16 protein-coding genes are annotated in these 18,347 nt (G+C 68.4%); 4 read left to right on the top strand and 12 right to left on the bottom strand.

The genetic code is table 11. The features are described 5' to 3' along the window. Positions 1 to 70 precede the first annotated feature (70 nt). Positions 71 to 1,390, bottom strand: a complete 1,320-nt coding sequence (tolB, locus tag ACN20X_RS15930) for a Tol-Pal system beta propeller repeat protein TolB (RefSeq protein ID WP_016446823.1) — start codon at positions 1,388 to 1,390, stop codon at positions 71 to 73. A gap of 189 nt (positions 1,391 to 1,579) precedes the next feature. Between tolB and msbA the strand changes: the two genes are divergently transcribed. Continuing rightward, on the top strand, positions 1,580 to 3,397 hold the full coding sequence (gene msbA / locus ACN20X_RS15925) for a lipid A export permease/ATP-binding protein MsbA (protein WP_016452860.1): 1,818 nt from the start codon (positions 1,580 to 1,582) through the stop codon (positions 3,395 to 3,397). Positions 3,398 to 3,452: 55 nt separating this feature from the next. On the opposite strand, the gene ACN20X_RS15920 is transcribed toward msbA, so the two are convergent. The 6 genes from ACN20X_RS15920 to mltG all read right to left on the bottom strand — a co-directional run bounded on the left by ACN20X_RS15920 (position 3,453) and on the right by mltG (position 8,369). Continuing rightward, entirely contained in the window at positions 3,453 to 4,178 is a 726-nt protein-coding gene (locus tag ACN20X_RS15920; protein WP_473209566.1) for an ankyrin repeat domain-containing protein, read from the bottom strand. Beyond that, positions 4,175 to 4,981, bottom strand: a complete 807-nt coding sequence (locus ACN20X_RS15915; protein WP_016446820.1) for a TatD family hydrolase — start codon at positions 4,979 to 4,981, stop codon at positions 4,175 to 4,177. The genes ACN20X_RS15920 and ACN20X_RS15915 overlap by 4 nt, the downstream gene beginning before the upstream one ends. A gap of 96 nt (positions 4,982 to 5,077) precedes the next feature. Continuing rightward, positions 5,078 to 5,437 (bottom strand): PilZ domain-containing protein, encoded by a 360-nt coding sequence (locus ACN20X_RS15910; protein ID WP_016446819.1) that lies wholly within the window; start codon positions 5,435 to 5,437, stop codon positions 5,078 to 5,080. Positions 5,438 to 5,565: 128 nt separating this feature from the next. Continuing rightward, positions 5,566 to 6,615 (bottom strand): DNA polymerase III subunit delta', encoded by a 1,050-nt coding sequence (locus ACN20X_RS15905; protein ID WP_473209565.1) that lies wholly within the window; start codon positions 6,613 to 6,615, stop codon positions 5,566 to 5,568. Beyond that, positions 6,612 to 7,298 carry a dTMP kinase gene (tmk, locus tag ACN20X_RS15900; RefSeq protein ID WP_016446817.1) on the bottom strand — a complete coding sequence of 229 codons (687 nt, stop codon included), beginning with the start codon at positions 7,296 to 7,298 and terminating at the stop codon, positions 6,612 to 6,614. The genes ACN20X_RS15905 and tmk overlap by 4 nt, the downstream gene beginning before the upstream one ends. A gap of 69 nt (positions 7,299 to 7,367) precedes the next feature. Further along, the gene (gene mltG, locus ACN20X_RS15895) at positions 7,368 to 8,369 is read right to left on the bottom strand and encodes an endolytic transglycosylase MltG (protein ID WP_016446816.1); all 1,002 of its coding nucleotides are present in this window, start codon (positions 8,367 to 8,369) and stop codon (positions 7,368 to 7,370) included. A 46-nt stretch (positions 8,370 to 8,415) separates the two neighbouring features. On the opposite strand from mltG, the gene ygfZ reads away from it, so the two are divergent. Next, entirely contained in the window at positions 8,416 to 9,363 is a 948-nt protein-coding gene (gene ygfZ, locus ACN20X_RS15890; RefSeq protein WP_126312168.1) for a CAF17-like 4Fe-4S cluster assembly/insertion protein YgfZ, read from the top strand. 35 nt (positions 9,364 to 9,398) lie between these two features. On the opposite strand, the gene ACN20X_RS15885 is transcribed toward ygfZ, so the two are convergent. Further along, a complete protein-coding gene (locus tag ACN20X_RS15885) occupies positions 9,399 to 10,262 on the bottom strand; it encodes a YbgC/FadM family acyl-CoA thioesterase (protein WP_046987602.1) in 864 nt (287 codons plus the stop codon). A gap of 46 nt (positions 10,263 to 10,308) precedes the next feature. Further along, complete coding sequence (locus ACN20X_RS15880) at positions 10,309 to 11,313, bottom strand: alpha/beta hydrolase (protein WP_277848524.1); 1,005 nt, start codon at positions 11,311 to 11,313, stop codon at positions 10,309 to 10,311. 250 nt (positions 11,314 to 11,563) lie between these two features. On the opposite strand from ACN20X_RS15880, the gene ACN20X_RS15875 reads away from it, so the two are divergent. Further along, positions 11,564 to 12,700: an iron-containing alcohol dehydrogenase gene (locus ACN20X_RS15875; RefSeq protein ID WP_016446813.1), complete on the top strand. Its 1,137-nt coding sequence runs from the start codon at positions 11,564 to 11,566 to the stop codon at positions 12,698 to 12,700. 25 nt (positions 12,701 to 12,725) lie between these two features. Here the strand turns inward: ACN20X_RS15875 and ACN20X_RS15870 are convergent, their stop codons facing one another. From ACN20X_RS15870 to ACN20X_RS15860, 3 genes are all read right to left on the bottom strand, one after another. After that, a complete protein-coding gene (locus tag ACN20X_RS15870) occupies positions 12,726 to 15,305 on the bottom strand; it encodes an AI-2E family transporter (protein WP_473209564.1) in 2,580 nt (859 codons plus the stop codon). 150 nt (positions 15,306 to 15,455) lie between these two features. Further along, positions 15,456 to 16,325 carry a sensor histidine kinase gene (locus ACN20X_RS15865; protein ID WP_473209563.1) on the bottom strand — a complete coding sequence of 290 codons (870 nt, stop codon included), beginning with the start codon at positions 16,323 to 16,325 and terminating at the stop codon, positions 15,456 to 15,458. Between the two features lie 60 nt (positions 16,326 to 16,385). Beyond that, complete coding sequence (locus ACN20X_RS15860) at positions 16,386 to 17,165, bottom strand: LuxR C-terminal-related transcriptional regulator (RefSeq protein WP_016446810.1); 780 nt, start codon at positions 17,163 to 17,165, stop codon at positions 16,386 to 16,388. Between the two features lie 672 nt (positions 17,166 to 17,837). Between ACN20X_RS15860 and ACN20X_RS15855 the strand changes: the two genes are divergently transcribed. After that, a complete protein-coding gene (locus ACN20X_RS15855; protein ID WP_016446809.1) occupies positions 17,838 to 18,299 on the top strand; it encodes a hypothetical protein in 462 nt (153 codons plus the stop codon). The last annotated feature ends 48 nt before the right edge of the window (positions 18,300 to 18,347 follow it).

The following is an 18,347-nucleotide window of genomic DNA, read 5'->3' as shown; positions in this document are numbered from 1 at the left end:
TCCGTATGTCCGGATGGACTTCGTGCTGAGTTGACTTGTTGACTGAAAAGAAATCGAGGAAGCCGGGCTATCACTGGCGCTGGAACGGACCCCAGTCGGGCTCGCGGATGTCTCCGCCCTGCCCTGCCAGCCGCGCCTTGATCTTGCCGTCCAGCGTGGTGGTCATCAGGGACTCGCGGCCCTGCTGCAGCGTGGCGTAGACGATCAGGCGGCTGTTGGGAGCGAAGCTGGGGCTTTCGTCCGCCGTGGTGTCGGTGATGGCATTCACGGTGCCGGTGCCCAGGTCCATGACGTGGAGCTTGAAGCCGCCGCCCACGCGCGAGATGTAGGCAAGCCACTTTCCATCGGGGCTGACACTGGGCGAGATGTTGTAGTTGCCGGTGAAGGTGACGCGCTCCGCGCTGCCGCCGGAAGCCGGCACCTTGTAGATCTGCGGGGCGCCGCCACGGTCGCTGACGAAGTAGATGGAGCGGCCATCGCTGGAGAAGTTCGGCTCGGTGTCGATGCCGCTGCTTTGCATCAGGCGGCGGGGCTCGCCGCCCTGGGCGCTGATCAGGTACAGCTGCGAACCACCATCACGGCTGAGCGTGACGGCCAGCGAGTTGCCATCGGGCGCCCAGGCCGGCGCGCTGTTGGAGCCCCGGAAGTTGGCGACCAGGCGACGGCGGCCGCTGGCCACATCGTGCACATAGACCACGGGCTTGCGCGACTCGAAGGACACATAGGCCAGCTGGGTGCCGGTGGGCGACCAGGCGGGCGAGATGATGGGTTCCGGGCTGGACAGGGCGGACTGCGCGTTCTCGCCATCGGCATCGGCCACCCACAGGCGGTAGTTGCTTCCTGCCTTGGTCACGTAGGCGATGCGTGTGGAGAACACGCCTTTCTCGCCCGTGAGTTTCTCGTAGATGTAGTCGGAGATGCGGTGGGCCACCAGGCGCAGGTCGCCGGTGGTGACGGCAAAGCCCTGGCCGCCCAGGTCCTGGCCCTTGACCACGTCCCAGAGGCGAAAGCGCACGTCGTAGCGGCCATCGGCCAGGCGCGTGATGCTGCCCACGGCCAGGGAATCTGCGCTTTTCTGGCGCCACATGGCGACATCGGGGCGCGAGGTTTCATCGAGTTGCACGCCGGCCGTGTCCACGGCGCGGAACTGACCGCTGCGCTCCAGGTCGGCCTGGATGATGGCCGAGATCTTCTGGGGCGCCTGCCCTTCTCCCTTGAATGCTGCAATGGCGATGGGCAACTGGGTCAGGCCCACGCCCGTCACTTCGACGCGGAACTGGGCCAGCGCGGGAATTGCAGGAGTGGAGGCAAGAGCGGCCAGCAGGGTTCGGCGCGAAGGGCGCGGCACGGCCGCCAGGGAGGAAGGAGAAAGGAGTCGGTCAATAGTCATTGGCATTCATCAATATCTACGGGAAGACCCCGGTACTTGCACAGGTGCGAATGTTACACACACTGGATGCGTCACGATGTAAGAACGTGCACTGTAGGGTCTGTCGGCCCAGGCTTTGTCGATCCCCGCCAGCCGCATCGGTTCCCCATGGGGCAGCCCCAGGCAAGCCCGCCGTAAAATCCGCGCTTCATGCACGCACCATCCTCACCGCCGCCGGCCCCTGCGCCGTCCGCCGCACCGGCGGCCCATGATCTCGCCAGCACCCTGACCCTGTCGCAGCGCCTGAAGCGCCTGTCCCCCTATTTTGGTGGTCAGCGCCTGGCCTGGACGATGGCCGTGGCCGCCACGCTGGTGGGTGCGGTCACCGAGCCGTTGATACCGGCATTGCTGCAGCCGCTGCTGGACAGCGGCTTCACCGACGGCACGCTGCCCCTGTGGTCGGTGCCGCTGGCCATCATCGGCGTGTTCCTGGTGCGGGGCCTGTCGCAGTTCGTGGGCCAGTACGCGCTGGCGCGCATTGCCAACGAGGGCATGCTGGCGCTGCGCAGGCGCCTGTTCGAGCGGCTGCTGGCGGCCGACATGGCCTTGTTCTCGCGCCAGTCGGCCTCGTCGCTGTCCAACACCGTGGTCTATGAGGTGCAGACCGGCTCCACCCTGCTGGTGCAGGCCATGCTGGGCATCTCGCGCGATGGCTTCACCCTGGTGGCGCTGCTGGGCTACCTGCTGTATCTGAACTGGCAGCTGACGCTGGTGGTGGCCGCCGTGGTGCCGGGCGTGGCCTGGATCATGAAGACGCTGTCGCGCCGCCTGTACCGCATCACCAAGATCAGCCAGGAAGCCACGGACTCCCTGGCCTATGTGGTGGAGGAGAACGTGCTGGCCCACCGCATGGTGCGCCTGCATGGCGCGCAGCAGGGCCAGCAAAAGCGCTTTGGCGGCCTGAGCGGGCAACTGCGCAAGCTGGCCATCAAGGCCACCATCGCCTCTGCCGCGATGACGCCGCTGACCCAACTGCTGGCCGCTGCTGCCCTGTCAGCCGTGATCTGCATCGCGCTGTGGCAAAGCCGGGGCACGGGAGCCGCCGCGGCCAATGTGCAGGATGTGACGGTGGGCAGTTTCGCGGCCTTCATCACGGCCATGCTGATGCTGATTGCCCCCATCCGCCGCCTGGCCGATGTGGCCAACCCCATCACGCGCGGCGTGGCGGCGCTGGAGCGGGGCCTGCATCTGCTGGAGGGCTCGGGCGACGAGACCGGCGGCACCCAGGTGCCCGGCAAGGCGCGTGGCGAGATCGAGCTGCGCGACGTGTCCGTTCAGTTTGGCGAGGACAAGGCCCCCGCCCTGAGCCATGTGGACCTGCGCGTGCGCCCGGGCGAGGTAGTGGCCCTGGTGGGCCCCTCCGGCGCGGGCAAGACCACGCTGGTGAACCTGCTGCCGCGCTTTCTGCAGCCCACGGATGGGCAGTTGCTGCTGGACGGCACCCCCCTGCCCGAATGGGATCTGGCCGCCCTGCGCCAGCAGTTCGCCATGGTCAGCCAGGACGTGGTGATGTTCAATGACACCATTGCCGCCAATGTGGCGCTGGGTGGCGTGGAAGACGAGGCACTGCTGTGGGCGGCGCTGGACGCCGCCAACCTGGGCTCGCACGTGCGCGGCCTGCCCCAGGGCCTGCAGACGGTGGTGGGCCACAACGCCAGCCAGCTGTCCGGCGGCCAGCGCCAGCGGCTGGCGATTGCGCGGGCGCTGTACAAGGATGCGCCGGTCCTGATTCTGGACGAGGCCACCTCGGCACTGGACAACGAATCCGAGCGCCTGGTGCAGGAGGCGCTGACACGGCTGATGCAGGGCCGCACGACCCTGGTCATCGCCCACCGGCTGTCCACCATCGAGCATGCCGACCGTGTGGTGGTGATGGAGCGCGGCCGCATCGCCGAGCAAGGCACGCATGCCGAACTGCTGGCGCGCGACGGGCTGTATGCCAGGTTGAGCAGGAACCACGCCACCTGAGCGGACAGGATTGGGGGCGGCCATGCCGCTTTCGCTTGCGGCTTGCAGCTGGCGGCTACCAGCTCCCGCGCGAGGGCTGGGTCTTGCGTTCGGCCTTGATGGCCTTGGTGAGTTTGTCGACCATGTATTGGCGGTCCACCTGCCTGGCGAAGTCGGCGGCGGTGAAGCCGCGCTGGTTGCGCAGGATGACGTCGGCGCCTTCGGCGATGAGCTGGTCCACCACGGCTTCGCTGCTGTACTGGGCAGCCAGCATCAGCGGCGTGGTGCCGTTGGGCGATTCGGCGTCGATGTAGGCGCTTTTGTCCAGCAGCAGCTTGATGATGTCCAGCGTTTGGGGCAGGTCGGCCGAGGTGGCGTAGTGCAGCGGTGTCCAGCCGGGGCGGTTGACATCGGCGCCCCGGCGGATGAGTTCCTTGGCCAGGTCCAGGTGGCCCTTGATGCAGGCCATCATCAGCGGCGTTTCGCCCTGCTGCGAGGCTTCGTTGACCTTGATGCCGGGGGACTTGAGCAGCACGTCGAAGACGCCCAGGGAGCCCTGGTGCAGGGCCGCAACCAGGCCCGGGCGGCCGCGCGTGTCGCGCGTGTTGGGATCGAAGCCGCGAAAGATCAGGTTGACCATGGCGCGCTCGTTGTCGCTGACGATGGCACGCACGTAGTCGTCGTACTGGCTGGCGTGCGCCAGCCCGGCACCGGCTGCAGCCACGGCCGTCAGGGCGCGGCCGGCCCGGGCCAGCCAGCGGCGACGGTCCACGCGGCCGACGGCCGCAGCATTCAGTCTCATGCGACAACCCCCTTGAAAAGCTGATCGAAGTTGGCACTGGTCAGGGCCGCCACCTCCTCGACCGGAATGCCGCGCACCTGTGCAATCTGCTGGGCCACGTACGGCACATACGACGGATTGTTGGTCTTGCCGCGATAGGGAACGGGCGCCAGATAAGGGCTGTCGGTCTCGATCAGCAGGCGGTCGGCCGGCACGAAGGCGGCCACGTCGCGCAGGTGCTGGGCGTTCTTGAAGGTGACGATGCCCGACATCGAGATGTAGTAGCCCAGGTCCAGCGCCGCGCGCGCGACCTCCATGGTCTCGGTGAAGCAGTGGAAGACACCGCCGGCCTGGCCTGCCGAGCCGTCCTCGCCTTCTTCGCGCAGGATGGCCAGCGTGTCGTCCGAGGCACTGCGGGTGTGGATGACCAGGGGCTTTTGCGTCTGGCGCGCCGCGCGGATGTGCACGCGAAAGCGCTCGCGCTGCCACTCCAGGTCGGCAATGGTGCGGCCGCCCTTGCGGTCTTCCATGCCGTAGTAGTCCAGGCCCGTCTCGCCGATGGCGACCACGCGCGCCAGCGCGGCGCGCTCCACCAGGTCGCCCACGCTGGGCTCGGTCATGTGTTCGGTGTCGGGGTGCACGCCCACGGTGGCCCAGAAGTTGTCGTGGTCCAGCGCCAGCTGGTGCACATCGCCGAACTCCTCCATCGTGGTGCAGATGCACAGCGCACGCGTGACACGCGCGGCCGCCATGGCCTCGCGGATCTCGGGCAGGCGGCTTTGCAGCTCGGGGAAGTTCAGATGGCAGTGGGAATCGGTAAACATGGAATCTCGTGGTTCAGAAACAGCCATGCCGACCCGGGAGCTGTCCTCCCTGTCGGCATGCATGGCAGGCAGGTGCACCTGAAACAGGTGCAGCCATCAGACCGTCTGCGTGGCCTTGTCCGAGCTCAGCGCCGCACCCAGGATGTTCTCGATCTTGGCCTTGAGCTCGGCGGATTTCTCGTCCTTGGGAAACTGTATGCCTATGCCCTGCGTGCGGTTGCCCGAGGCGCGTGCGGGCGTGATCCACGCCACGCGGCCGGCCACGGGATAGCGCTGGGGCTCGTCGGGCAGGGTCAGCAGCACGTAGACATCATCGCCAAGACGGTACTCGCGCTGAGTGGGCACGAAAACGCCCCCTTCTGCGAACATGGGAATGTAGGCGGCGTACAGCGCGGCCTTTTCCTTGATCGCCAGTTGCATCACGCTGGGACGGGGTGTGGAGGGTGCGGTGCTCATGGATGGTTTGCAGACATTGGTTCGGTGAGCGGCCGGCGCAATCGGCACCGGGCCCAGGGCCGTAGGTTAACAGGCCGGGCTTTCATGTGGCGAAAAGCGCCTGGCCATGTTCTCCCGTGCCCCGCCCTTCATGCCCGGCGCTGGCGGGCAGGCTGGCCGGACATGAGCACGCGCCGCGCCTCTGCGGCCAGGGCTTCTGCCATGAGGCCTGCGTTGAAGGGATGGTCGGCCGTGCGCGCGGCCTGGGCCAGGGTTCGCGACCATTCGGCCAGCAGGCCCATGTCCAGCGGCCGCGAAGGCAGGTCGGCCGGCGTGAAGTAGCGCGGCGCGGCGCCTGCGGCCAGCGCCATCAGGTCGTGGCAGATCTTTTGCAAGGCCTCCACGGCATGGGGCGGCGCGTAGGCGGCCAGGGCCGCCACATCGCCCTTGGCCAGCGCACGCGGCAGCTGTGACCACGACGCCATGTCGCTGCCGCCACCGCTTTGCGCCAATGCCAGTGCATCGCCGGGCCGCCCGCCTGCTGCGCGCAGCGCCACGGCGGCCGCTTCAGGGGGCACGCCCTGCGTGTCCAGCCAGGAAAGGGCCTCTTGCTGATCCGGCCAGGCCATGGTGTGGATCAGGCAGCGGCTGCGAATGGTGGGCAGCAGCTGGTGCGATGCCTCGCTGGCGAGCACGAAACGCGCATCGCCGGGCGGCTCCTCCAGCGTCTTGAGCAGCGCATTGGCCGTGATGGCATTCATCTGCTCGGCCGGATAGACCAGCACGGCCTTGCCGCGCCCGCGCGCGCTGGTGCGCTGGCAGAACTCCACGGCGTCGCGCATGGCCTCGACACGGATTTCCTTGCTGGGCTTGCGCTTCTTGTCGTCGATGTCGGCCTGGGCCTTCTCGGGCAGGGGCCAGCCCAGCGCCATCATCTGCACCTCGGGCATGAGCACGCACAGGTCGGCATGGGCGCGCACGTCGATGGCATGGCAGCTGCCGCAGTGGCCGCAGGCGCCCTGCGGCGACGGCGACTCGCAGAGCCAGGCACGCACCAGTGACAGCGACAGCGCGTACTGCCCCAGGCCCGAAGGCCCCTGCAGCAGCCAGGCATGGCCGCGCTGTGCGAGCAGGCGTGTGCGCTGTTCGGCAATCCAGGAGGTGTCGATCTCGGCCGGCTGTGGCAGGGCTTCGTTCATGCCGCACCTCCCTGGCCGCCGACCATGATGGCCAGCCAGCCCCGGCGCACCATGACCTGCGTGATCTGCTGCCAGACCGCATGCCGGCTGGCGTTGGAGTCGATGCGGGCAAAGCGCTGGGGCGCTGCTGCAGCGCGCGACGCATAGCCCTGGGCCACGCGGGCGAAGAAGCTGCCGGGTTCGGACTCGAAGCGGTCCGGCACGCGGGCCGAGGCCAGGCGCTCGGCGGCCACCTCGGCGGGCAGGTCGAACCAGAGCGTCAGGTGGGGCTCGCGCAGCAGATCGGGCTGGGGGGCGGTGCCCGTCTGCACCATGCGCTCCAGCGTGGCCAGCGGCTGCAGGTCGAAGCCACGGCCTGCGCCCTGGTAGGCAAAGGTGGCATCAGTGAAGCGGTCGCAGAGCACGACCTCGCCGCGCGCCAACGCGGGCTCGATCACCTGCACCAGGTGGTCGCGTCGCGCGGCAAAGGCGATCAGCGCCTCGGTCAGCGGGTCCATGGCGTCGTGCAGCATCAGCGCGCGCAGCTTTTCGGCCAGCGGCGTGCCGCCGGGCTCGCGCGTGAGCGTCACCGTGCGGCCCTGGTCACGGAAAGCCTGGGCCAGCGACGCGATGTGCGAGGACTTGCCGGCGCCATCGATGCCTTCGAAGCTGATGAACAGGCCGGCGGGGGTTGCATTGGTCATATGGAAAGAGAGGATACGCAAGCGCCGCGGGAACCGCAGCAGCCCTGGGGAATATCTCAGGGCTTTTGCTCAGGGCTTTTGCTGGCCGCGCTGGTAGCGGTTGACGGCGCGGTTGTGCTCGTCCAGCGAGGCACTGAAATGGCTGGTGCCGTCTCCGCGCGCCACGAAATACAGCGCCTTGGTCTGGCTGGGCTGCACGGCGGCCATGAGGGCGGCCTTGCCGGGCATGGCGATGGGCGTGGGCGGCAGGCCCGCGCGGGTGTAGGTGTTCCAGGGCGTGTCGGTCTGCAGGTCGCGGCGGCGCAGGTTGCCGTCGAATTTCTCACCCAGGCCGTAGATCACGGTGGGATCGGTCTGCAGCAGCATGCCGATGCGCAGGCGGTTGGTGAACACGCCTGCGATCTGGGCACGGTCGGCCGCGCGGCCGGTTTCCTTCTCGACGATGCTGGCCAGGGTCAGGGCCTCGTCGGGGCTCTTGAGTGGCGTGTCGGCCGAGCGCAGCGCCCAGACATCGGCCAGGCGCCGGTCCATGGCATGCAGGGCCCGGCGCAGCACGGCCAGGTCGGAGCTGCCCTTGGCATAGGTATAGGTATCGGGGAAGAACCGGCCCTCCGGCGCCACCCCGGGACGGCCCAGGGCCTGCATCAGGGCCGCATCGTCCATGCCCGCGCTTTCCTGGCGCAGGAATTCCTCGCGGGCCAGGGCTGCGCGCACCTGGCGCCAGTTCCAGCCCTCGACCAGGGTCAGCGCCTTGAGCGATTCCTCGCCACGCGCGAGCTTTTGCAGCAGCACATAGGGGGTCAGGCCCGTGGTCAGTTCATAGTTGCCGGCCTTGATCTGCCGGTCCTGCCCCGAGACGCGGAACCAGGCATACAGCAGCCGCGCATCGGTCTGCACCCCGGCCTTGACCACTTCGCGGGCGACGCCGCGCGGCGTGGTGCCGGGTTCGACCTCCAGCTCCAGCGTGGGCTGGGACAGCGGCAGGGGCTGGTTCAGCCACCACCAGCCGGCACCGGCCAGCACGGCTGCCAGCACCAGCAGCATCATCAAAGCGCGAAAGATAAAGCGCACAACCTCGGTCCAAGCAAGCAATAGAGCGGCTGATCATAATTCAGCCATGACCCAGCCTTTACTGAACGGCATCGCCCCCGTTTCCCATCTCGGCGTGATACGCGCCCTCGGCGAAGACGCCGCCCCATTCCTGCATGGCCAGCTGACCAACGACTTCGCGCTGCTCGATCTGCAGCATGCGCGTCTGGCGGCGTTCTGCACGGCCAAGGGCCGCATGCTGGCCAGCTTCATCGGCTTCAAGCGCAGCAAGGACGAGATCCTGCTGCTGTGCGACCGCAGCCTGCTGGCACCCACGCTCAAGCGCCTGTCCATGTTCGTGCTGCGCGCCAAGTGCAAGCTTAGCGATGCCACGGCCGACTTCACCCTGCTCGGCCTGGCCGGCGACTCCGCCGTGCAGGCCCTGGGCGCGGGCGCCGCACCCTGGACCAAGTCGGACGACGGGGCCGCCAGCCTGATCGCCCTGTACCCGGCCGCCGGCCAGCCGCGCGCCCTGCGCGTGGCCCCTGTCGGTGCGCCCCTGCCCGAAGGCCCCGCACTCAGTGAGGCCGATTGGCTCTGGAGCGAAGTCGCCAGCGGCATCGCCACGCTGTCGGCACCCGTGGTCGATGCCTTCGTGCCGCAGATGCTCAACTACGAATCGGTGGAAGGCGTGAACTTCAAGAAGGGCTGCTACCCGGGCCAGGAGGTGGTGGCCCGCAGCCAGTTCCGGGGCACGCTCAAGCGCCGCGCCTACATCGCCCATGCCCAGCAGCCGCTGGCAGCCGGCATGGAAGTCTTCACGCCCGAGGATCTGGAGCAGGCCACCGGCACCGTGGTCCAGGCCGCCCCGGCGCCCGGCGGGGGCTGGGACGCCATTGTCTCCATGCAGATCAGCTCGGCTGAGCAGCGCCTGCTGGCCCACGCCGCCCTGGGCGAGGGCCAGCGCGCCGATGCCGCGCAGGCCGTGGCGCTGCAACTCCAGCCCCTGCCCTACGCGCTGCGCGAGGACATTTGAGATTTGGGCCTTGCACCGCCTGAGCTGCCTGCAGCTCAGGCGGTGAGTACTTTCCTCATGGTGATGTGGGGAATGCCGGCCTCTTCATAGGGCTCGCCCTCGGGCGTGAAGCCCGCGCGCAGGTAGAACGACTCGGCATGGCGCTGCGCGTGCAGCACGATTTCGCGGTCGCCGCGCTGGCGGGAGGCCTCCACCAGGCTGTCCAGCACGATGCGGCCCCAGCGGCCGCCGCGCACGCTGCGGTCCACGGCCATGCGGCCGATCCTGCCGGCGCCGGGGCTGTCGCTGACCAGGCGGCCGGTGGCAATGGGCTGGCCCAGGCCGTTGTAGACCACGGCGTGGCGGGCCACGGGGTCGAACTCGTCGATCTCGATCTCGCGCGGCACGCCCTGCTCGTGCACGAACACGGCCAGGCGCAGGCGCTCGGCGTCGCGGCCCAGGTCGTTCCAGCTGCCCGATGCCACGCGCACCACGCTCTGGCCGGCCTCATAGGCGGTGAGCACGTCGCGCAGCTGCTGCGGCACGGGCAGCGGCTGGCGCGTGGTGGCATCGGCGAACACATAGACCAGTTCCACGGTGTTGAGCAGTTCCATGCCCCGGAAGATGCCGGCCTCGAACAACAGCGAGGTATTGCCCTGCCTGGCACAGCGTATGCCCACATGCAGCACGTCGCCCAGCGTGGCCGATGCGTGGTAGGTGGTGGTGGCCTTCTTGACGAACAGCTCGCCGCCCAGGGCCGCGAAGGATGACTCATAGGGCATGCCCAGCTGGCGCCAGTAGTCGGTGACGGCCACGTCGGCGTACATCAGGTAGTGGGCGTTGAAGACGATCTTCTGGGCGTCCACTTCGGACCAGCGCACTTCGATGCGTTGCAGCGTGCGGAAATCTTGGCGTTGCATGGGTTTTTCTCTCCTGTTGTCTTGGGTGTCTTGGGTGCCCTGGCTCTCAGGCCGCGAAGGCGTCGGCCAAGGCGCGCGCCATGTCGGCATGTGCACGGCGCGCTTCGGCAATGGCGCGGCCCATCTTGACGAATTCATGGGTCACGCCCCGGTAGATCTCCAGATCCACGGGCACGCCCGACATGCGCAGCTTGTCGGCGTATTCCACGCCCTCGTCCACCAGCGGGTCGCATTCGGCCAGGCCTATCCAGGCTGGGGCCACGCCGTCCACGTCAGGCGCCAGCAGCGGGGCGAAGCGCCAGTCCTCGCGGTCGGCAGGGCTGTTGAGGTACTGGGCAAAGAACCAGGTGATGGCCGGCTCGTCAATGACCAGCCCGTGGGCGAAACGGCGGTGCGAGTCAGTGTCCTGGTGGGCCGTCGTGCCCGGGTAGATCAGCAGTTGCAGGGCCAGCTTCAGGCCTGCATCGCGCGCATGGATGGCGCAGGCTGCGGCCAGCGTACCGCCCGCGCTGTCGCCGCCCACGGCCAGGCGTGCAGGGTCGGCGCCCAGCAAGGCGGCCTGCGAAGCCAGCCATTGCAGCGCATCCCAGGCGTCGTTGTGGGCCGTGGGGAATTTGTGCTCGGGCGCACGCCGGTAGTCCAGCGAGACCACCATGGCGCCCGAGAGGTGGGCCAACTGGCGGCACAGCACGTCGTGCGTGGCCACGCTGCCCACGGTGAAGCCGCCGCCATGCAGGTACAGCAGCATGGGCAGGCCAGAGGCCGGTGCCTGGGCACGCTCCTCAGGCGCATAGAGCCGAGCGGGCAGCAAGGCGCCATCGCGCGCGGGAATCTGCAGGTCCTCGACACGCGGCAGGACGGGCTTGGGAATTTCGAGCACGCCGGCGCCCGCCTCATAGGCGGCGCGCGCACCCTCGGCGCCCAGCTGGTGCATGGGCGTGCGTGCGGCGCGCTCCATGCGGCGCAGCACATCGCGCATCTGGTGGGTCAGGGACGCCGGCAGCGGCGTGGCGTGGGGGCGGGATTCGGGCTGGGGCACGTTCAGGAGCAAGTTCAGGGACAGGTTCGATCGGAGCCATCTGGCAAGGCACGGCAGGCGCCGCGCAGCAGGCATTGTGCCGCGAGCACAAGGCCCTGGCAGCCATGCGATGGCAGTGCACGCCCGTGCTGTCGCCCCCGTGACCGCGCAGGCGCCCTCTCAGGGTTTGCTTTGTTTGCAGTGCAGCACGCGCGGTCTAGATTCGGCGCACTCCCCCTGATCCCCACCACGGGCCGCAGCGGCCCGCAACGAGTCACCGACCATGGCTTTCATCAACTACGTCACCCAGATCCAGTTTGACTTCGGCGCCGTGCGCCTGTTGCGCCAGGAGTGCGAGCGCGTGGGCATCACGCGGCCGCTGATCGTCACCGACCAGGGCGTCAAGGCGGCCGGCGTGCTGCAAAAGGCGCTGGATGGGCTGGGCGACATGCCGCACGCAGTGTTCGACCAGACGCCCTCCAACCCCACCGAGGCCGCCGTGCGTGCGGCCGCTGCGATCTACCAGGAGCAGCGCTGCGACGGCCTGATCGCCGTGGGCGGCGGCAGCGCCATCGACTGCGCCAAGGGCGTGGCGATTGCGGCCACGCACGAAGGGCCGCTGTCGCACTACGCCACCATCGAGGGCGGCTCGCCGCGCATCACCGAGCGCGTGGCACCGCTGATTGCCGTGCCCACCACCAGCGGCACGGGCAGCGAGGTGGCGCGCGGCGCCATCATCATCGTGGACGACCACCGCAAGCTGGGCTTTCACAGCTGGCACCTGGTGCCGCGCGCCGCCATCTGCGATCCGGAACTGACCTACGGCCTGCCCGCCATGCTGACGGCCGCCACGGGCATGGACGCCATCGCCCACTGCATGGAAACCTTCATGGCAGCCGCCTTCAATCCGCCTGCCGACGGCATTGCGCTGGACGGCCTCACGCGCGGCTGGGCGCACATAGAACGCGCCACCCGCAATGGCCAGGACGCCGAGGCACGCCGCCAGCTGATGAGCGCCAGCATGCAGGGCGCCATGGCCTTCCAGAAGGGCCTGGGCTGCGTGCACAGCCTCAGCCACAGCCTGGGCGGCGTGAACCCGCGCCTGCACCACGGCACGCTCAACGCCATGTTCCTGCCCGCCGTGGTGCGCTTCAATGCCGAGGCCGAGAGCGTGCGCGCCGAACAGCGCCTGCAGCGAATGGCCCACGCTATGGGCCTGGCCTCGGGCAGCGACATTCCCGAAGCCATACGCGACATGAACGCCCGCCTGGGCCTGCCCACGGGCCTGGCCGCCATGGGCGTGGAGCGCGCCCAGTTCGCGGCCGTGATCGGCGGGGCGCTCAAGGACCATTGCCACGGCACCAACCCGCGCCTGGCCAGCGCCGACGACTACGAGCAGATGCTGGCCACCTCGCTGTGAGCCGCCGTAGCTGCTGTGAGCGGGCTCAGTGGCCGGGCGGTGACTGCTCCGGTGACTGGGCCGGTGGCGGCGCCGGTACAGACGCGGGAGCGGGAGCGGGAGCCGGCGCCGGCGCTGCGCCGCTTTCCATCATGCGGCGCACTTCCACGGTCTGCATCAGCTGCTCGGCCATGACGGCCAGCAGCTCCAGATCTGCCGGCGAGACCTCGCGCGGTGCGTCGTCCATGATGCAGAAGCTGCCCAGCACAGCGCCGTGGCGGTTCCTGAGCGGCACGCCTGCGTAAAAGCGCAGCCGCATGGCCTGCAGTGCGGGGTTGCCGGCAAACCGGGGGTCGCGCGCTGCGTCGTGCACCACCAGGGGCTCGCCGCCGTGCACCACATACGAGCAGATGGACTGACCGCGCGGCATCCCGGCCGATGCGGGGTCGCCCTGGTCCGCCACCAGCAGGCTGCCGGGCGTGTGCACGCGGTCGGCATCGACCCATGAGACCTGGGCCCATTTCACGTCGAAGGCATTGGCGGCCTGCTGGGCTGCCTCGTGGTACAGCGGCGGCAGGCCGGGCCCGAGCACGCCGCTGTCGCGCAGCTGGCGCACGCGCTGCTCATCGTCATCGGGAATGGGCGCGGCCAGGCCCTGGCCTGCCGCGTCGGGCAGGCGCAAGGCGTCCACCCACAACTGCAGCTCGCGCAGGCTGGACACGCAGGCGGCGGCGCCGCAGCGGCGCGCGAACTCGGGGTCGGACACCACGGCCGGCGCATTCCACAGCGCCAGCACCACGCGCAGATGCGGCCAGTGGCGGCGCACCCGCCGCATGATCTGGCGCGCCACGGTCTGGGGCTGGGCGCTGAAGACCGAGAGCACCAGCAATTGCGCCTCGCCAAGGGCCTGTGCGCCTGCATGGCCCTGCGGCAGGCCGCCGCCCTCGCCCTGCCCCAGCTGGCGCCATTGCGGATCGGCCGCCAGCGCCCAGTCCGAGCAGCTGACCACGTGGCCGCGCAGCGCCTCGCTGTGCGCCACCATGGCCGCTGCCAGGGCATCGACCTCCCAGCGCGCGCCCACGCAATGGATGCGCAGGGCCCGCGAGGACAGGGCTGCGGGCGCGGGATGGCTTTCCCGCAGCTCCTCGACCAAGGCATCCATGCCGCTGGACAGGCGCAGCCGGTGCTCGGCCGTGGCCGACTCCAGGTGCTGCTGGGTGGCCAGGCGCAGCGCGGGGATCGCCACCTCGTCATAGAAGCCGGCCACTGCGGCCGAGCGTTCGTCCGCCGAGGCCCGCGCCGGCAGCCTTGCGTCCACCAGTTCATGCGCCAGCGTGACCGCATCTTCCACATCGTCGGCCAGCAGGCGCTGGTACAGCCGCTGGGCCGGACCCAGCACGGGGGAGCTGCCCAGCAGCACCTCCATGAACTGCAGCGCCGGTATGTAGCGGCCCAACACCAGCAGGCAGACCGTGAGCGGCGTGGACAGGATCAGCCCTATCGGCCCCCACAGCGCCGTCCAGAAGGTCGCGGCCGCAATGATGGACAGCGTGGACAGGCCCGTGCTGCTGCCATACAGCCAGGGCTCGATGAGGTTGTTGCTGATCAGCTCCAGCGCCATGATCAGCCCCAGCGTCATCAGCAGCATCTGCCAGCCCGGATCCACCGCAAAGGCCAGCGCCAGCGGGAAGGCGGCAGAGATCATGGCGCCCACATAGGGAACGAACCGCATGATGGCCGCCAGCACCCCCCAGAGAATGGCGCCCGGCACGCCGATGAACCACAGCCCCGCCGCCATGGGCAGTCCATAGGTGATGTTGACCACGAACTGCATGCGCAGGTACTTGCCTATGCGCTGCGAGGCCTCGTCCAGCGCATCGGTGGCCACATGCAGGTTGCCGCCCATCAGGCGCAGCAGCCGGTCGCGCAGGTCATCGCGGTCCAGCAGGATGAGGATCACGAACAGCAGCACGATGCCGGCCGTGGTCACGGGCTCGGCCACTCGGCCCAGCCACTGCAGCATGCGCGCCGTGGGCTTTTGCTCGGGCGACTGGATCTCCACCTTCTGCACGCGGGGCGTGGTGGCGCCGCGGGAGATCTCACGCTCCACCGTGTCATAGGTGCGCAGGGCGCCGTCCCAGGCGCTGGGCATGTTGGCATTCCTGCGCAGGCTGCGCAGCTTGTCGCGGATGGTGCTCTGGTAGGTGGGCAGGTCGGCGCTGAGCTGCTGCACCTGGCTGCCCAGATAGGTACCCATTCCGGCCAGCGTTGCCAGTGCCATGACCACCACCAGCAGCGTCGCCGCCATGCGCGGCAGGCCCCAGCGCCTGAGCCGGGAGACCGCAGGATCGAGCAAAAAGCCGAACAGCAGCGCCAGGGCCAGCGGAATCAGCAGTCCCTGCCCGAAATACAGACCCGCGATGATGATGCTGGCCACCAGCAGGCCGGTCAGCAGGCGCAGCGCAGGCACCATGTCGGCCAGCTGTGCCAGGCCCGGCAGGGCCGAACGCACGCTGCGTGCGAAAGCCGCGTCGGCAGCGGCCGCGTTGCCGGCCGCATCGGCTGCGGCGTTCTCAGCGCCTGGTTTTCTGGAAGGCGCTGGTGTGAGGTCGGGATGTGGATTCATGGGGGGACAGGCATCAGGGCTTGGATACGTGCGTGGATGCTGCCGCACTTGCGCCCATCGTGGGATTGCACAGCGCGCTGCGGGCCGGCCCTGTCAGCGGGCACCGCAATCGCTGGAACTCCGCCGCCGTCGCTGCCACAGCGCGCCAGCTCACCAGCGCACACGCACCACCGTGCCGCCGCCAGCACGCGGCGCCAGGTCCAGCGTAGCCCCTATGGCGTGGGCACGGCGGTGCATGCCTGCCAGGCCCATGCCCTGCGCCTCATCGGGTGTACGGGGCGGCAGGCCGCGGCCGTCGTCTTCCACGCGCAACTCCCAGCGCAGCTCGCGGCGCGCGCCGGGATGGGCGCCGCTCGCTCGCGCAATACCCGGCTCCAGGGGCTGCAGCACCAGCCACAGCGTGCTGGCCTGTGCGTGCTGCAGCACATTGCTCACGGCCTCCTGGGTGATGGCAAGCAGGTGCTGGGACGACTGGCCTCGAGGAAGATCGGGCAGATCGGGCAAGCCCGGCTCGGACTGCGGATCGGCCACGCTCCAGCGGATCTGCATGCCACGGCGGTCCAGCACGGGCTGCAGCCGGTGGCGCAGGCGCGCCAGGCGCACGGGCAAGGCGTCCTCCACGGCGTCCATGGCGTCCACCAGCAGGCGCAGGTCCAGCAAGGCCTGCTCCAGCAACTCCTGCGCCTGGCGCTGCCGGGTTTCGCTCGGCTCCAGCAAGGCCATGGCATTCACCAGAAGGCCGCCCACGCCGTCGTGCAGATCGGCGGCAATGCGCCGGCGCTCGGCCTGCACCTCGCGCGAAGGCCGGGGGCTGCGCCTGCGCCGCCACAGCAGCAGCCTGCGCAGGCGCGAGGCACCCATCGCACACAGCAAGGCCGTCAAGACCAGCAGGGCCAGGCTGCACAGGCGAAGCCACAGCGGAGCCTGGTCGCCCTGCTGCCAAAGCCAGGCGCAAAGCGCCAGCATCTGCAGCAGGCCCAGTGCCAGGCAGACTGCCAATGCGCGAAGGGAGTCCTTCATGGCCATGCGGTGGGAAGCGGCGGCGGGGCGGTCCGCACGGGCCCCTGCGCCGCCAGCCAATCAGAACAGGCCGCGCAGCGATGCAAAGCGCACCGCCTGGGCGCGTGTGCGCACCTGCAGCTTGCGGTAGATGTTCTTGATGTGCGTGTTGACCGTCATGGCGCTGATCATCAGGCGCGAGCCGATCTCGGCGCTGGTGTAGCCGCTGGCCACCATGCGCAGCACCTCGCGCTCGCGGGTGGACAGGCGGTCTGCCTCGTCGGGCGAGCGGCGCTTGGGCTCGGCGCCCTGGGTCTTGTCGAAGCGCTGCAGCAACCTGCGCGCCAGGCTGGGAGTGACGGATGCGCCGCCATTGGCCACCTGCAGCACGGCCTGCGGGTAGTTGCCGAACCAGGAGTTCTTGACGAGGTAGCCCGTGGCACCCAGCTCGAAGGCGCGCAGCACCTGCTCGTCGTTTTCCATCACGGAGATGATGACGGCCTCGGCCGTGGGCCGCACGGTCTTCATCATGTCCAGCAGCTCGAAGCCCTCGCCGTCGCCCAGGTTCAGGTCGACCAGCATCACGTCGAACTCGTGCTGGCGAATGGCCTTGCGACCCTCTCGGACACTTCCGGCCTGGGCCACGACCAGGGTGCGCGGGTCGTTCATGATTTCCTGGGCAATGACCATGCGGATGTGGGCATCGTCATCGACCAGCAGCACGCGCACGGGCTTGTCGGGCTGGCCGGCCAGATAGTCTGGCCACATGGCGGAACTCAGGCCCGTGCCCAGCATGGCCTGGGCGCGCGAGGAATCGGCGATCAGGGGACGGGCATCGGCGGGAACGTCGGATGGATTCATGCTGTTCTCCTCAAATGTCACGTCATGTATATGACGCAACCGATCACATACGCGCCTTTCACATTAAGAGAAATCGCCACCGATATCCACAATCTTTGACGAAGTTTGTGAAAGATTGCGTAGCTTGCAAATTAACACATTTGTGTGAGAAGCCGGGTCCGTACTTTCTTGATCACCTGACCGGCAGGCCTGTCGGGCCTGGCAGGCCATGCCCTTGCCGATGCCCGCCATCCTCCCCTTGATCCAGCCTCATGACAGCCCCCGGTTCAACGCCTTCCTCCTGCGCCTGCACCGAGCGTATGCAATTCGATACACCGGGTTGTCTGGATGGCCCCATGCCCGCCGGATCAACGGCCTGAAGCGAAGCTGCAACTGCAAATTTTCTGTCGTTACACCTTGAAACTACCCAACTCCATTCACCTCCCAATGCCGCTGCTTTAACGCGATGCAGCCCGCCAGCCAAAGGTTTGGACGGGTAAGTACCCGCCACGTGGCTCAGCGCTCACGGCTACCCCGTACAAGAGATGGAACGGCAGGGGCGCCCCAAGCACATTGGAGTCCAGACAACGAGCTGGGGTCCAGGGAGACAAGGCCGGAAACCTCCGCAAAGTGTCTGAAAAACGGGTGCTTACACACCTCTTCCTGATAGTCCGATCCTTCCAAGGAGCCATCATGAAATCGCTTGCAATTCTTTCCCTGTGCCTGATCGCAACCGCCGCCATGGCAGATCAAGACAACCGCTACAGCAGCAGCTCCAAGATCGAAATCGACGGACCCAGCGTCCAGGTCACGGTGCTGAACAGAAGCGGGGTGCTGAACATGGCAACGGGTGGCGGCAAGGCCTCCCAGAATCTGGCCAGCAATGCGGGCAATGTGTCCATCGACAACGGCGGCAGCTCTCTGCAGATCGTGGCAGCCTCGGGAACCGGCATCATGAACGTCGCCAATGGCTGGGGCGCCGTGGCCGTCAACAACCTCGCCTCCAACTACGGCGAAGTCGACGTGAATGACCTGTCGATTCAGGTCGTGGCGGCCAAGAACTCTGGCATCGTCAACTATGCCGGCAACGGCTCCACCGCAGTGCAGAACATCTCCAGCAACAACGGCTGCGTGACCTGCTACAACAATCGCTGAGCCTGGCTGCCGGGTGAAGGCAACTGCCGGACGGCCCCCGGCCAACCG

The organism is Delftia sp. PX-1 (genome assembly GCF_055797465.1).
The sequence above is the reverse complement of the archived record's forward strand: the minus strand, read 5'-3'. Positions and strand labels throughout refer to the sequence as shown.

Excerpts from the sequence above, each read along its gene's own strand:
- tmk (WP_016446817.1), bottom strand. The coding sequence starts at position 7,298 with ATGACCAATGCAACCCCCGCCGGCCTGTTCATCAGCTTCGAAGGCATC.
- ACN20X_RS15855 (WP_016446809.1), top strand. The coding sequence starts at position 17,838 with ATGAAATCGCTTGCAATTCTTTCCCTGTGCCTGATCGCAACCGCCGCC.
- ACN20X_RS15905 (WP_473209565.1), bottom strand. The coding sequence starts at position 6,615 with ATGAACGAAGCCCTGCCACAGCCGGCCGAGATCGACACCTCCTGGATT.
- msbA (WP_016452860.1), top strand. The coding sequence starts at position 1,580 with ATGCACGCACCATCCTCACCGCCGCCGGCCCCTGCGCCGTCCGCCGCA.
- ACN20X_RS15910 (WP_016446819.1), bottom strand. The coding sequence starts at position 5,437 with ATGAGCACCGCACCCTCCACACCCCGTCCCAGCGTGATGCAACTGGCG.
- ACN20X_RS15885 (WP_046987602.1), bottom strand. The coding sequence starts at position 10,262 with ATGCAACGCCAAGATTTCCGCACGCTGCAACGCATCGAAGTGCGCTGG.
- ACN20X_RS15865 (WP_473209563.1), bottom strand. The coding sequence starts at position 16,325 with ATGAAGGACTCCCTTCGCGCATTGGCAGTCTGCCTGGCACTGGGCCTG.
- ygfZ (WP_126312168.1), top strand. The coding sequence starts at position 8,416 with ATGACCCAGCCTTTACTGAACGGCATCGCCCCCGTTTCCCATCTCGGC.
- ACN20X_RS15875 (WP_016446813.1), top strand. The coding sequence starts at position 11,564 with ATGGCTTTCATCAACTACGTCACCCAGATCCAGTTTGACTTCGGCGCC.
- ACN20X_RS15915 (WP_016446820.1), bottom strand. The coding sequence starts at position 4,981 with ATGTTTACCGATTCCCACTGCCATCTGAACTTCCCCGAGCTGCAAAGC.
- ACN20X_RS15920 (WP_473209566.1), bottom strand. The coding sequence starts at position 4,178 with ATGAGACTGAATGCTGCGGCCGTCGGCCGCGTGGACCGTCGCCGCTGG.
- ACN20X_RS15870 (WP_473209564.1), bottom strand. The coding sequence starts at position 15,305 with ATGAATCCACATCCCGACCTCACACCAGCGCCTTCCAGAAAACCAGGC.
- ACN20X_RS15860 (WP_016446810.1), bottom strand. The coding sequence starts at position 17,165 with ATGAATCCATCCGACGTTCCCGCCGATGCCCGTCCCCTGATCGCCGAT.
- tolB (WP_016446823.1), bottom strand. The coding sequence starts at position 1,390 with ATGACTATTGACCGACTCCTTTCTCCTTCCTCCCTGGCGGCCGTGCCG.